At 72.1% G+C, this 14118-nt stretch carries 12 protein-coding genes; 8 read left to right on the top strand and 4 right to left on the bottom strand.

The features are described from left to right. Positions 1 to 47: 47 nt before the first annotated feature. Entirely contained in the window at positions 48 to 1217 is a 1170-nt protein-coding gene (gene cobT / locus ACZ4N5_RS10755; RefSeq protein WP_467756752.1) for a nicotinate-nucleotide--dimethylbenzimidazole phosphoribosyltransferase, read from the bottom strand. Between the two features lie 122 nt (positions 1218 to 1339). On the opposite strand from cobT, the gene ACZ4N5_RS10750 reads away from it, so the two are divergent. Continuing rightward, positions 1340 to 2407, top strand: a complete 1068-nt coding sequence (locus ACZ4N5_RS10750; protein WP_467756751.1) for a class I SAM-dependent methyltransferase — start codon at positions 1340 to 1342, stop codon at positions 2405 to 2407. A 120-nt stretch (positions 2408 to 2527) separates the two neighbouring features. Here ACZ4N5_RS10750 and ACZ4N5_RS10745 read toward each other — a convergent pair whose 3' ends face one another. Then, positions 2528 to 3727, bottom strand: a complete 1200-nt coding sequence (locus ACZ4N5_RS10745) for a bifunctional adenosylcobinamide kinase/adenosylcobinamide-phosphate guanylyltransferase (protein WP_467756750.1) — start codon at positions 3725 to 3727, stop codon at positions 2528 to 2530. A gap of 113 nt (positions 3728 to 3840) precedes the next feature. Here ACZ4N5_RS10745 and ACZ4N5_RS10740 point away from each other — a divergent pair, with 113 nt between their 5' ends. Further along, positions 3841 to 4053: a hypothetical protein gene (locus ACZ4N5_RS10740; protein ID WP_261706966.1), complete on the top strand. Its 213-nt coding sequence runs from the start codon at positions 3841 to 3843 to the stop codon at positions 4051 to 4053. 646 nt (positions 4054 to 4699) lie between these two features. On the opposite strand, the gene ACZ4N5_RS10735 is transcribed toward ACZ4N5_RS10740, so the two are convergent. Together ACZ4N5_RS10735 and ACZ4N5_RS10730 are read right to left on the bottom strand one after the other, a co-directional pair. Further along, positions 4700 to 5401, bottom strand: a complete 702-nt coding sequence (locus tag ACZ4N5_RS10735; protein ID WP_467756749.1) for a class I SAM-dependent methyltransferase — start codon at positions 5399 to 5401, stop codon at positions 4700 to 4702. Between the two features lie 83 nt (positions 5402 to 5484). After that, positions 5485 to 6111, bottom strand: a complete 627-nt coding sequence (locus tag ACZ4N5_RS10730) for a DUF3043 domain-containing protein (protein WP_467756748.1) — start codon at positions 6109 to 6111, stop codon at positions 5485 to 5487. A gap of 246 nt (positions 6112 to 6357) precedes the next feature. Between ACZ4N5_RS10730 and ACZ4N5_RS10725 the strand changes: the two genes are divergently transcribed. The 6 genes from ACZ4N5_RS10725 to ACZ4N5_RS10700 all read left to right on the top strand — a co-directional run. Then, a complete protein-coding gene (locus ACZ4N5_RS10725) occupies positions 6358 to 7155 on the top strand; it encodes a PspA/IM30 family protein (protein WP_467757110.1) in 798 nt (265 codons plus the stop codon). A 30-nt stretch (positions 7156 to 7185) separates the two neighbouring features. Further along, positions 7186 to 7464 carry a PspA-associated protein PspAA gene (pspAA, locus tag ACZ4N5_RS10720; RefSeq protein ID WP_467756747.1) on the top strand — a complete coding sequence of 93 codons (279 nt, stop codon included), beginning with the start codon at positions 7186 to 7188 and terminating at the stop codon, positions 7462 to 7464. A gap of 492 nt (positions 7465 to 7956) precedes the next feature. Next, positions 7957 to 9177, top strand: a complete 1221-nt coding sequence (locus tag ACZ4N5_RS10715) for a sensor histidine kinase (RefSeq protein ID WP_467756746.1) — start codon at positions 7957 to 7959, stop codon at positions 9175 to 9177. After that, positions 9174 to 9857, top strand: a complete 684-nt coding sequence (locus tag ACZ4N5_RS10710; protein ID WP_467756745.1) for a response regulator — start codon at positions 9174 to 9176, stop codon at positions 9855 to 9857. Before ACZ4N5_RS10715 ends, ACZ4N5_RS10710 begins: the two co-directional genes overlap by 4 nt. Positions 9858 to 10013: 156 nt before the next feature. After that, on the top strand, positions 10014 to 13172 hold the full coding sequence (locus ACZ4N5_RS10705; RefSeq protein WP_467756744.1) for an efflux RND transporter permease subunit: 3159 nt from the start codon (positions 10014 to 10016) through the stop codon (positions 13170 to 13172). A gap of 230 nt (positions 13173 to 13402) precedes the next feature. Further along, a partial coding sequence (locus tag ACZ4N5_RS10700; RefSeq protein WP_467756743.1) for a ricin-type beta-trefoil lectin domain protein occupies positions 13403 to 14118 on the top strand: 716 nt, incomplete at its 3' end.

Genomic DNA, 14118 nt, shown 5'->3' with positions numbered 1-14118 from the left:
GGCCGGACGCGGCGCCGGCCCCGGGGGCGGTCGGCCCCGTTCGGCTCCTACTCGGCCGGGGTCTGGGGGTTGACCTCGGGTGCGGCCGCCGAGTCGGACTCGGCGTCGACCTCGGCCTCGGGGTCGGAGTCGGCCTTGGAGTCCGACTCTGTCTCTTTCTCCGCCTCCGGAGCAGGTGCCTCCGGCAGGTCTGCCGCGAGGCTCGCCGCGGCCTGGACCAGGGGCAGGGCGAGCAGGGCGCCCGTTCCCTCGCCCACCGTCACGCCGTGGTCGAGCAGCGGTTCGAGAGCCATCCGGTCCAGCGCCTTCGCCTGCGCCGGTTCCCCGCTGCGCTGCCCGGCCAGCCACCAGTCCGGCGCGCGGAACGCGACCCGCTGTCCGACCAGCGCGCACGCGGCCGACACGACGCCGTCCAGGATCACCGGCATCTTCCGCACAGCGCTCTGCAGCAGGAATCCGGTCATCGCCGCCAGGTCGGCCCCGCCCACGGCCGCGAGCAGCTGAAGCTGGTCCCCGAGCACGGGCCGGGCCCGCCGCAGGGAGTCGCGCACCGCGGCGCACTTGCGCATCCACGCGAGGTCGTCGATGGCCTGCCCGCCCCGCCCGGTGACGACGGACGCGTCGGTCCCGCACAGCGCCGCGACCAGTACGGCCGCCGCCGTGGTCCCGCCCACGCTGATGTCGCCGAGCACCACCAGATCCGTACCGGAGTCCGCCTCCTCGTCCGCGATGGCGACCCCGGCCCGGAACGCGGCCTCCGCCTCCTCCAGGGTCATCGCGTCCTCGACGTCGATCCGGCCCGAACCGCGCCGGATCCGGTGCCGCACGACCTCGTCGGGCAGCCCCTCGGGATCGGCCTCCAGTGCCATGTCGATCACGCGCACCGGCACACCGAGCCGGCGGGCCAGCACCGACGCGGGGCTCGCGCCCTCCAGGACCGCCCGCACCAGCCGGTCGGCACTGCCCGCGGGGCGCGCCGACACACCGAGGGCGGCGATCCCGTGGTCGCCCGCGAACAGCACGACACGCGGGTGCTCGATCGGCCGCACCGGCACCGCGGACTGCGCCGCAGCCAGCCACTCACCCAGGTCGTCGAGGCGGCCCAGCGCCCCGGGCGGCACGATCCGGCGCTCCCGGTACGCCTCGGCGTCACGGCGTACGCCTCCGTCGGGACGCTCGATCAGATCGGTGAAGTCGTCGAGATTAAGCGAGCTCATTCGCCGAACAGTACCGGCAGCGATCGAACGCGTCCGCGCCACGTCGATGCACTCCGGATCGCCTTCGCATACGTACCGTTTGTGTCGGATTGTCGTACGGCTCGTCCCCGACAGGAGCGCCCATGCCCCCCACCCCGCAGCCGATCGCCGAACGACGTGCCGCCTACGCGGCCGAACTCGCCCAGGGCACCGCCCGGTTCCACGAACCGCGCCGCGCCGACTGCCCCTGGTGCGGCTCGAAGCGCCTGCGCACCCGGCTGCGTACGCCGGACCTGCGGCAGCGCAAGCCGGGGACGTTCGTCGTCGACGAATGCGGTGACTGCGCCCACGCCTTCCAGAACCCCCGGCTCACCCCCGAGGGGCTGGCCTTCTACCACCGGGACTTTCGCGAGGACGCCCACGAGAGCCTCGCCGAGCGGCTGCTGGGCGCCCGCGGAGGAGCCGGACGCCACCGCGCGGCGGCCCGCGCCATGCTGCCCTTCCCGGAGCCGGAGAGCTGGCTCGACATCGGCACCGGGCACGGGCACTTCCCGGCGGCGGCCAAGGAGGTCCACCCGTACACCTCCTTCGACGGGCTCGACCCGACACGGCGCGTCGAGAAGGCGCGGGCGGCGGGACGCGTGGAGGAGGCGCACGTCGGGCGGCTCACCGACCCGCGGATCGCGGAGCGGCTGCGCGCCCGCTACGACGTCGTGAGCATGTTCCACCATCTGGAGCACATGCCCGACCCGCGCGAGGAACTGCGCGCCGCGCTCGAGGTGTTGCGCCCCGGCGGACATCTCCTCGTCGAAGTCCCCGACCCCGACTGCGCGTTCGGCGTGCTGCTCGGCAAGTGGTGGGTGGCGTACGGCCAGCCGCGCCATCTGCACCTCATGCCGCTGCCCAATCTGCTCGGCGAGCTCGAATCCCTCGGCTGTGTGGTCGTCGCGACGGACCGCCGGGAGCCGCACATCCCCCACGACCTCTCGGGTGCCCTCGCCCTGGCCCTCGGAGGCGCCCTCCCCGGCCTCGACGCCCCCTGGCGTCCGGCACCGCCGACCCCCTTCCAGCGCACCGCGCGCCTGGCCCTGACCCGGGCGTCCGCCCCGCTCCTCGCCTCGACCGCCGCGCTGGACCGTCTGATGGCCCCCTTGCTCCGCCGCACCCGCTTCTCGAACGCGTACCGCATCGTCGCCCGCAGGGAGGACTGAGCCCGCCGCCCGCCGCCCGCCGCCCGCAGCGAAGCGGGAACGGGCGGCGGGAGGGACCCGGGGGACGGGCGTCCGGAGCAGTCGAACGGACGCGCGTCCGACGGCGGGCAGCGGCCCAGGTCAGCCCCTCAGTTTCAGGGCCTGCCCCGCCACCACCAGCAGTACGTGCTCGCACTCCCCGGCGAACGCCGCGTTCAGCCGCCCGAGTTCGTCGCGGTAGCGGCGCCCGGAGGCCGTGGCGGGGACGATGCCCGAGCCGACCTCGTTGGAGACGGCGACGACCGTGCGGCGGGTGTGCCGGACCGCGGCGACAAGCTCCTCCACGCGGGCGCGCAGCGCGCGTTCGCCGCCGCCGGACCACTCGGCGTCGTCCCAGGCGTTCACCGAGTCCATGGCGTCCGTCAGCCACAGCGAGAGACAGTCGACGAGCAGGGGCGGGCCGTCCTCGGCGAGGAGGGGGACCAGGTCGCAGGTCTCGACGGTGTGCCAGGAGCCGGGTCGCCGCTCACGGTGGGCGCTGACTCGCTGGGCCCATTCGGAGTCCCCGTTGCGCGCACCTCCCGTAGCGACGTACAGGACGTCGGGGAAGGCCTCCAACCGTCGTTCCGCCTCCACCGACTTGCCCGAACGCGCTCCGCCGAGCACCAGCGTCCTGCGCGGTACATCGGGTACGTCCTCGTAGACGCCCACGTCGAGCGTCGTCCCGTCGGGCACGGCCCGCGCGCCCGCCGCGGCGAGCCGCCGCCGCAGTTCGGGCCCCGGGGGCACGTCGTGGTCGAGGTGCACCGCGATCACGTCCGTCGTCGGGTCGACCGCGCCGACCGCGCGCAGCTTCGCCAGGGCGTCAGGACGTCCCACCACGTCGAGGAGCACCATGTGATAGGCGTCCCCCTTGTCGTCCAGACCGGCCGGCGCCGCGCCGGGCGGCAGGTACAGCAGCCGTCGCCCGTCCGGGCCGGTCACCGCGTACCCCGTGCCGGGCGCGTCCATCGGCACCGCCCGCACCCGGTGTCCCGTCAGCAGCGCCAACTCCCGTCCGTCGGGCACCCGGCCGGGCTGCGGCAGCCCGGCCGGCACCTCCACGGCGGGCCCGTCGTGCGGATGCGAGAGCAGTACCTGCCGCACGCCGCCCAGCGAGTGTCCGGCGCGGGCGGCCGCGAACGCGGCGCCGGGAGTGAGGTCGAGCAGCAGTGTGCCGTCCACGAGCAGCGCGGTGGCCGCCCGCGCCCTCTCGCCGAGCGCGGTCGCGCAGGCAGCGCAGGGACAGTCGGGGCGGGGCAGGCCCGCGGGGGCTCCGGTGCCGAGCAGAGTCAGTTCCACGTCGCCGATTTTTCCGTGTCCCCGCACGTCTTGCGCGTCCGGCTAGGCTTCGGACGGGAGACGGATCTTGTCCGGCTTCCGCTGTGCAGTGTGCTCACACCTTGGAGGCGTACATGGCGGCATGGACGTGGCGGTTCGAGAAGTCCGACGGGACAGAGGTCCAACCCGCGGTGCAGCCCGAGGAGTTCACCACCCAGGGCGACGCCGAGTCCTGGATCGGTGAGGTGTGGAAGGACCTTCTGGCGGGCGGCGCGGACCAGGTGTTCCTCTTCGAGGACAGCACGCAGATCTACGGTCCGATGAGCCTGCACGCCGAACCGGAGTAGGCCGGTAGGGGTTGCCGGGCCCACACCCGGCAACCCGTCTCCGCCCACCGAGGCACTCGTGCGAGCGACATCGCCGGCTCCCCCGACGCCGCAACCCCGCCGACCCTGCCGACCCCGCGTTGCCCGGCTCGGCCGGGAAGGTGCGGTCGTCCGGCTCCGCCGGGAAGGTGCGGTCCGGCCCCGCCGGGATGGGACGGTCGTCCGGTCCCGCCGGGATGGGATGGTCGTCCGGCTCCCCGAAGAAGCGCGGTCGTCCGGCTCCGTGAGGAAGCGCGGTCGTCCGGCGCTGCCCAGCAGGGCCTTCCGGTTTGCCGGGAAACAGCGGCCGTCCGGCTTCGCCGGTAAGGGGGCGGGCCTCCGGCTTCGCCGGAAGGAACCCTGGGCGGCCTCCGGGTTGTCCCGCCCCCGGCCTCCGGGTTGTCCCGCCCGCTCGGGGGCGGAATCCCGTCCCGCCCCGAAGGGGTTGTCCCAGCCTCGCCATGAGGGGGTTCAGCTTCGCTCCTGAGGGGTCAGCCTCTCCCTGAGGGTCAGCCTCGCCCTGAGGGGGTTCAGCTTCGCCCTCGAGGAGTCAGCCCCGCGCTGAGGGCCAGCCTTGCCCTGAGGGGCAGCCTCGCCCTGAAAGGGTTCAGCCCCGCCCCGAGGGGATTCAGCCCCGCACGCCGCAGAGATGCAGCAGCGCCGCCACCTGGCGGTACGGATCCGTCCGCCCGGCCCGCTCCTCCGCGGCCAGCAGCGTCTCCGCGTCCGGCGGAACCGGCGCACCGTCGGCCGCCGTGTCCGTGAAGACGCGCACCCCGTACCAGGCGTGCAGCGGAGCCCCGATCCCGGCGAGCGTGGCGGTCAGCGTGGCGAGCCGGTCGGCGCGGACGTCGAGACCGAGCCTGTTCGTGTACGCGGTCGTGTCGAAGGAGGCCAGTGTCGTCGCCCAGTCCCCGCCGATTCCGGGCCGCATGGCCAGCGCGTCCGCGTTGCGGACCAGCAGCGAGAGCAGGCCGCCCGGGGCCAGCATCCGCGCCAGCCCCGCCAGCAGCGCGTCCGGCTCCTCGACGTACATGAGCACGCCATGGCACAGCACCACGTCGAAACTGCCCGGCAGGAAGTGCACGCCGGTCTCGCGCCCGTCGCCCTCGATGAAGCGCACCCGGCTCCGGATGCCCTCGGGCTCGGCGGCCAGCGCCTGCCGGGCCACGGACAGCATCGTCGCGTCCTGTTCGAGCCCGGTCACCTGGTGGCCTGCACGCGCGAGCCGCAGGGCCTGTGTGCCCTGGCCCGTCCCGACGTCGAGCACCCGCAGGCGCTGCCCCACCGGATAGCGCCCGGTTATCTGCTCATCGAGCTGCCGGGCCACCAGTTCCTGCCGTACTACATCCCGCAGCCCGCCCAGCTTGCTCAGCCAGGCATCCGCCGCGCCCCCGGAGAACGACGTAGTGCTCAGGGCCGCTCTCCGCGCTTGACCTGCGGCTTCGGAAGCCGGAGTCGACGCATCTGGAGAGTACGCATCAGCGCGTAGCGGACCGCGCCCTTCGTGGGCTGGTCGGGGAAGCGCGTGGTGAGCTGCTTCCGCAGACGGATCGCGACGAGGATCGAGTCGACCACGATCATCACGATGATGACCAGCCAGAGCAGCAGTGCGACGTTCTTGAGCGAGGCGACCGGCACCACGCTCAGGACGAGGATGATCACGGCCATCGGCAGGAAGAACTCGGCGATGCAGAATCGCGAGTCCACGAAGTCGCGCGCGAACCGGCGCACCTTGCCCTTGTCGCGTGCCGGCAGATAGCGCTCGTCGCCACTGGCCAGCGCCTGGCGCTGCCTCTCCATCTGGACACGGCGATCGTCACGCTGCCGCTTGGCCGCCTCCTTGCGCGTCGACGGCGTCTGGGCGACGCTGCGGCGCTGGGTCTGGGCCTCACTGCGCTTGGGCGTGGGGCGGCCCTTGGGGGCCTGAGGGTCACGGGTCATTTTGGAGTCGGTCACCGGCGCCTTGTCGGCGGGGGCCTTCTCTTCCTTCGCACGGCTACGGAACACAAAACCCAAGGGTACGGGGTCCGTGGGCATGGACGTCGATCGAGTGGGGAACGATCCGGCAACACCGTGCGTCTGTAGTGGGACAGAGGGGACGTCGCTCCCGGGTGGACCCCGGGTGCCACCTACTCCTCACGCCGGAGCGGTGGCGGTCGCAGTCGTCCTTGGGGATGAGCGCATCCGTCCCCGAACAGTGCGGTAATGGATGCAGGGCCCGTACTGTGGGTCCTGTTGCAGTACCTGGAGCTGGAGTCCGTCAGAAGGGGGCGCGCGAAGCCCATGAGCGGTGTCATGAAGCGTATGGGGATGATCTTCCGCGCGAAGGCGAACAAGGCCCTTGACCGGGCCGAGGACCCGCGCGAAACCCTCGATTACTCATACCAGAAGCAGCTGGAGCTGCTCCAGAAGGTCCGGCGCGGTGTCGCCGACGTGGCGACCAGCCGCAAGCGTCTCGAACTGCAGCTGAACCAGCTCCAGAACCAGTCCACCAAGCTGGAGGACCAGGGCCGCAAGGCCCTCGCGCTCGGTCGCGAGGACCTGGCCCGTGAGGCGCTGTCGCGCCGCGCGGCGCTCCAGCAGCAGGTGACCGACCTGGAGACGCAGCACCAGACGCTGCAGGGCGAGGAGGAGAAGCTCACCCTCGCGGCCCAGCGCCTTCAGGCCAAGGTCGACGCCTTCCGTACGAAGAAGGAGACGATCAAGGCGACGTACACGGCGGCCCAGGCACAGACCCGGATCGGAGAGGCCTTCTCCGGCATCTCCGAGGAGATGGGCGATGTGGGGCTTGCCATCCAGCGTGCCGAGGACAAGACCGCGCAGCTCCAGGCGCGGGCCGGCGCGATCGACGAGCTGCTCGCCTCCGGAGCTCTGGACGACCAGTCCGGGCTCGCCAAGGACGACATCCAGAGCGAGCTGGACCGGCTCTCCGGTGGTACGGATGTGGAGCTGGAGCTGCAGCGCATGAAGGCCGAGCTGGCCGGTGGCTCCTCGTCGCAGCAGCAGGCGATCGAGGGCGGCACGGGCCAGTCCAAGCCGTCGTCGCAGCCCCAGGACACTCCGCGCTTCGACAAGCAGTGACCTAGCGGGCCCATGCCTGAGGAGGGCGACATGATCGTACGGATCATGGGGGAGGGGCAGGTGAGGCTGGACGACGGCCACCTCACCACCCTGAACAAGCTGGACAACGAGCTGCTCACCGAAATGGAGAGGGGCGACGAGTCCGGCTTCCGTCGCACCCTGGGAGCCCTCCTGGACGCGGTGCGCAGCTCCGGGACCCCGCTCCCCGACGACTCGCTGGAGCCGTCGGAGCTCATCCTCCCGTCTCAGGACGCCACCCTCGACGAGGTCCGCGAGATGCTGAGCGACGACGGCCTGATCCCCGGCTGACCCCTCCGGCACCCCGGCCCCGCTTCCCGACCCGAGGGAGAGCGGCCGGCGGCACGCCCGCCATCGGAGCCGAGACGGGGCAAGCCACCGCCCGGCGGCCAAGCACACCCAGGCCCTCCGGGTCCGATGACCCCGATCCGCCCGTCCCGGGTCCGGTCCCGATCCGCCCGTCCCGGGTCGGGTGAGCCCGCATCGTTCGTCTCGGGTCGGGTGAGCCCGCATCGTTCGTCTCGGGTCGGGTGAGCCCGCATCGTTCGTCTCGGGTCGGGTGAGCCCGCATCGTCCGTCCCGGGTCCGGTGAGCCGGCACATTCCGTCCCGGTGAGCCCGCAGCGTCCGCCCCGGGTCTCGCGAGCGCGCGCTCGACTCCGCAGTCGGCGGGCGACACCACCGGCGCCGAGCCGGGGGCCACGCGGTCGGCTTCCCGGGCGGGTGGGGAGCGGCGTCGTACAGGCCGGTCTCAAGCCCGGCAGGGCCCCGTACCGTGGACCGGGTGAGCACCCTGGAGCGTATGAGGGACTGGCTGCGGGCCCACCCCCTCGCCCTGGACGCCGCCCTCGCGGCCGGCGTCCTCGTCAGCATGGTGGCCGGCTCCTTCGTCGACCCGCACGGGGCCGACGGGACGACCTGGGGCGCCCGCACCCCGGACGCCCTCAGCCTCGCCCTCATGGTCCTCGGCTCCGCGGCCCTGGTGTTCCGCCGCCGCTCCCCGATGAAGGTCCTGGCGGCGACCGTCGCCGTCTCCCTGGTGGAGCTGGTGACCGCCGACCCCCGGGCCCCGGTCGCCATGTCCGCCGTCGTCGCCCTCTACACCGTGGCCTCGGCCACCGACCGCCCCACGACGTGGCGCGTCGGCCTGGCCACCATGACCGTCCTCACGGCGGTCGCGATGCTCGCCGGGCCGCTGCCCTGGTACGCCCAGGAGAACCTCGGCGTCTTCGCCTGGACCGGCATGGCCGCCGCGGCGGGCGACGCCGTCCGCAGCCGCCGCGCCTTCGTGCACGCGATCAGGGAACGCGCCGAACGAGCCGAGCGCACCCGCGAGGAGGAGGCGCGCCGCCGGGTCGCCGAGGAGCGGCTGCGGATCGCCCGCGATCTGCACGACGTCGTCGCCCACCACATCGCGCTCGTCAACGTGCAGGCCGGAGTCGCCGCCCATGTGATGGACAAGCGCCCCGACCAGGCCAAGGAGGCGCTCGCCCACGTACGGGAGGCCAGCCGGTCCGCGCTGAACGAACTGCGCGCCACCGTGGGCCTGCTGCGCCAGTCCGGCGACCCCGAGGCCCCGACCGAGCCCGCCCCGGGGCTGGCCCGGCTCGACGAGCTCGCCGACACCTTCCGCAACGCGGGGCTCCCCGTCGAGGTGGCCCGCTCCGACCACGGCACCGCTCTCCCCGCGGCCGCCGACCTCGCCGCCTACCGGGTGATCCAGGAAGCCCTCACCAATGTGCAGAAGCACGCGGGCCAGGGAGCGAAGGCCGAGGTCAGCGTGGTCCGTGTCGGGCCGGTGGTGGAAGTGACCGTCCTCGACAACGGACCGGGGCAGGACGCCGCCCCACAGGAGGGCGGCGGCCACGGGCTGCTCGGCATGCGGGAGCGGGTCACCGCCATCGGCGGCAGCTGCACGGCCGGTCCCCGCTACGGAGGCGGCTTCCGCGTACATGCGATCCTTCCGGTCAAGAACCACGCGCCTGCCCTGGGGGACCCCGAATGACGATCCGTGTCGTGCTCGCCGACGACCAGGCGTTGCTGCGCAGCGCCTTTCGCGTACTGGTCGACTCGGAGCCGGACATGGAGGTCGTGGGGGAGGCGTCCGACGGCGCAGAGGCCGTGACGGTGACCCGGGACGAGCGGGCCGACGTGGTGCTGATGGACATCCGGATGCCCGGGACCGACGGCCTCACCGCCACCCGGCTGATCACCGCCGACCCGGGCCTCGCTCACGTACGGGTCGTGATGCTGACGACCTTCGAGGTCGACGAGTACGTCGTGCAGTCGTTGCGGGCCGGCGCGTCCGGGTTCCTCGGCAAGGGTGCCGAACCCGAGGAACTGCTGAACGCCATCCGGATCGCCGCGGGCGGCGAGGCGCTGCTGTCCCCGGCGGCGACCAAGGGGCTGATCGCCAGGTTCCTCGCGCAGGGCGACGGCGCGGACGACGGGAACGGCGCCGCCCGCTCCGAGCGGCTCGGCGCGCTCACCGGGCGCGAGCGCGAGGTGCTCGTCCAGGTCGCCGCGGGCCACTCCAACGACGAGATCGCCGAGCGTCTCGAAGTGAGTCCGCTCACGGTGAAGACGCACGTCAACCGGGCCATGGCCAAGCTCGGCGCCCGTGACCGGGCACAACTGGTCGTCATCGCGTACGAGTCCGGTCTGGTACGCCCGAGGGTGGACTGAGCCTTACCTGCGCGTACTGCGCCTGGAGTAGGTTCCCCGTCAGGAAATGGACCCAGGGGCTACGGATCGTCGCCCGTTCATGGCCCAGGGTGTGGCGTGGGGAGTTTCCCCGTCCCCCGCCTTCCGCTCGAACCACAGAAGAGAGACCCACCACCCATGTCCTGGCTGTCCAGATTCAGCCTCGCGCAGCGGGCCCTCATAGGGCTGATGTCGATCATCGCGCTTGTTTTCGGGGCGATAGCGATCCCCCAGCTCAAGCAGCAGCTGCTGCCCACCATCGAACTGCCCGTGGTGTCCGTGCTCGCGCCGTACCAGGGTGCGTCTCCGGATGTGGTCGAGAAGCAGGTCGTCGAGCCCGTCGAGAACAGCCTCCAGGCCGTCGACGGCATCACCGGTGTCACCTCCACCGCGAGCGAGGGCAACGCCGTGATCATGGCGTCCTTCGACTACGGCAACGACACCGAGCAGCTCGTCGCCGACGTCCAGCAGGCCGTCAACCGTGCCCGCGCCCAGCTCCCTGACGGCGTCGACCCGCAGATCATCGCCGGTTCGACGGACGACATGCCGACCGTCGTCCTCGCCGTCACCTCCACCCAGGACCAGCAGGCCCTGGCCGACCGGCTCGACCGCACGGTCGTCCCCACCCTCGAAGGCATCGACGGCGTCGGCCGGGTCACGGTCGCCGGTGTGCGGGACCTCCAGGTCACCGTCACGCCCGACGACAAGAAGCTGGCGAAGGCGGGCCTCACCCCGGCCGCCCTCGGCCAGGCCCTCCAGGCGGGCGGGGCGACCGTCCCGGCCGGCTCGTTCGACGAGGGCGGCAGCAACCGCACCGTGCGGGTCGGCGGCGGCTTCACCTCGCTGAAGCAGATCCAGGACCTGATGGTCACGGGGCTGCCCGGCAAGAAGCCCGTGCGCCTCGGCAGTGTCGCCACCGTCGCGCAAGAGCAGGCCAAGGCCGACTCCATCACGCGCACCGACGGCCGCCCGAGCCTCGCCGTGACCGTCACCATGTCCCACGACGGCAGCGCGGTCGCCATCTCCGACGCGGTCAAGAAGAAGCTGCCCGGCCTGCGGGCCGACCTGGGCGCGGGCTCGGCGATCACCGTCGTCAGCGACCAGGGCCCGGCGGTCTCCAAGTCCATCCACGGGCTGACCACCGAGGGCGCCCTCGGCCTGCTCTTCGCGGTCCTGGTCATCCTCCTCTTCCTCGCGTCGATCCGCTCGACGCTGGTCACCGCGGTGTCCATCCCGCTCTCCGTGGTGCTGGCCCTGGTCGTGCTGTGGACCCGTGACCTGTCGCTCAACATGCTGACGCTGGGCGCGCTCACCATCGCGATCGGCCGGGTCGTCGACGACTCGATCGTCGTCCTGGAGAACATCAAGCGGCACCTCGGATACGGCGAGGAGCGCCAGGAGGCGATCCTCACCGCGGTCCGCGAGGTGGCCGGCGCGGTCACCTCCTCGACGCTCACCACGGTCGCCGTCTTCCTGCCGATCGGTCTGACCGGCGGCATGGTCGGCGAACTGTTCGGCTCCTTCAGCCTGACGGTCACGGCGGCGCTCCTCGCGTCCCTCCTGGTCTCGCTGACGGTCGTCCCGGTGCTCTCGTACTGGTTCCTGCGCGCCCCCAAGGGCACCCCGGCGGACGCCGAGGAGGCCCGTCGCAAGGCCGAGGAGAAGGAGGAGCGCAGCCGTCTCCAGCGCTTCTACGTCCCCGTCCTGCGCTTCGCGACCCGTCGCCGGCTGACCAGCGTGCTCATCGCGGCCGCGATCCTCGTCGGCACGTTCGGCATGGCGCCCCTGCTGAAGACGAACTTCTTCGACCAGGGCGAGCAGGAAGTCCTCACCGTCAAGCAGGCGTTGAAGCCGGGCACCAGCCTGGCCGCGACCGACGCGCAGGCGCGGAAGGTCGAGAAGCTCCTCGCCGGCGTCAAGGGCGTCAAGGACTACCAGGTCACCATCGGTTCGTCCGGCTTCATGGCGGCCTTCGGCGGCGGTACGGACACCAACCAGGCGTCGTACCAGGTCATGCTGGAGGACTCCGCGTCCGCCAAGGACGTCCAGGCCCGCATCGAGAAGGGGCTCGGCGAGCTCTCCGGCGTCGGTACCACCACGGTCTCGGCCGGCAACGGGTTCGGCAGCCAGGACCTCAAGGTCGTCGTGAAGGCGGCGGACGGGGACGTGCTGCGCAAGGCGGCCGGCCAGGTCCGCGACGAGGTCGCCAAGCTCGACGACGTCACCGACGTCACGAGCGACCTCTCCCAGAGCGTGCCGCGCATCTCGGTCACGGCCAACTCCAAGGCGGCGGCGGCCGGTTTCAACGAGGCCACGCTCGGCGCGGCCGTCACCCAGGCGGTCCGCGGCACGACCACCGGCAAGGCGATCCTGGACAACACCGAGCGGGACGTCGTCATCAAGACGGCCGAGCCGGTCGGCACGCTCCAGGAGCTGCGCGGGCTGCGGCTCGGCGCGGTGAAGCTCGGTGACATCGCCGACGTGAAGCTGGTCGACGGGCCGGTCTCGATGACCCGGATCGACGGCCAGCGGGCCGCCACGATCACGGCCAAGCCGACCGGCGACAACACCGGCGCGGTCAGCGCGGATCTCACGGCGAAGCTCAAGACGCTGAAGCTGCCCGCCGGTGCCACGGCGGCGATCGGCGGTGTCTCGTCGGACCAGAGCGACGCGTTCAAGAACCTCGGCCTGGCGATGCTGGCGGCGATCGCGATCGTCTTCATGCTGCTGGTGGCGACGTTCCGTTCGCTGGTCCAGCCGCTGATCCTGCTGGTGTCGATCCCGTTCGCGGCGACCGGCGCGATCGGCCTGCTCGTCGTCACGGGCACCCCGATGGGCGTCCCCGCGATGATCGGCATGCTGATGCTCATCGGCATCGTGGTGACGAACGCGATCGTGCTGATCGACCTCGTCAACCAGTACCGCGCGCAGGGTTACGGCGTGGTCGAGGCCGTGATCGAGGGTGGCCGGCACCGGCTCCGCCCGATCCTGATGACGGCGCTGGCGACGATCTTCGCGCTGCTGCCGATGGCGCTGGGCGTGACCGGCGAGGGCGGCTTCATCGCCCAGCCTCTCGCGGTGGTCGTGATCGGCGGTCTCATCACGTCGACGCTGCTGACCCTGCTGCTCGTTCCGACGCTCTACGCGATGCTCGAACTGCGCAAGGAGCGCCGGGCGAAGAAGCGGGCGGCGAAGCGGGATTCGGCGAAGAAGGAAGCCGAGTCCGGCGAGTCCGGCGAGTCCGGCGAGAGCGCCGTCGGCGACGAGGACAAGTCCCCGGAGCCGGCCGGAGTCTGATCCGGTTCCAGGAACGGGCCCCCGCCCCGGCGTTCACGCGCCGGGGCGGGGGCCCGCCGCTTTTCGGCCACACCGGAGCCGCCGGGATTCCGGCCACACCCGAGCCATCCGGAATTGGTCCATACCAAAGCCTTGACGGGGCTTTGCTTGCGCCTTAAAACAACTGATGAACCCCTCTCTTTCGACCCCCCACCGGAACGTCCAGGGCACATATCGGCGAAAGGTATGACATGGGCATGCAAATCGGTTGGAGACGTGCGGCGTACGCCGCGGTCGGCACCCTTGTCCTCGGGCTGCTGAGCGTGCTCCCGGCCTCGCCCGCCGCGGCCGCCACGGGGCAGATCAGCGGCCTCGCGGGCAAATGCGTCGACGTGGCCGGCGCGGGCACCGCCAACGGCACGGCCGTCCAGCTCTACGACTGCAACGGCACCGCCGCGCAGCAGTGGAACGTCGGTGCGGACGGCACGATCCGGGCGCTCGGCAAGTGTCTGGACGTCACCGGCAACTCGACCGCCTCCGGCGCCCAGCTCCAGCTGTGGGACTGCACCGGCGGCGCCAACCAGAAGTGGGTCGTCACCGCGGCCAGGGACATCGTGAACCCCCAGGCCGACAAGTGCGTCGACGTCACCGGGAACAACTCGGCCAACGCCACCCGGCTGCAGATCTGGACCTGCACCGGCGGCGCGAACCAGAAGTGGACGGCTCCGGCCGCGGGCGGCGGCACCCCGAGCGGATTCGTCGTCTCCGAGGCCCAGTTCAACCAGATGTTCCCGAACCGGAACTCCTTCTACACGTACAGCGGCCTGACCGCCGCGCTCGGCGCCTACCCCGCCTTCACCACGACCGGCAGCGACACGGTCAGGAAGCAGGAGGCCGCGGCGTTCCTGGCGAACGTCAACCACGAGACCGGCGGACTCGTCTACGTGGTGGAGCAGAACACCGCCAA

Source organism: Streptomyces sp. NPDC026500 (assembly GCF_055567635.1).
The sequence above is the reverse complement of the archived record's forward strand: the minus strand, read 5'-3'. Positions and strand labels throughout refer to the sequence as shown.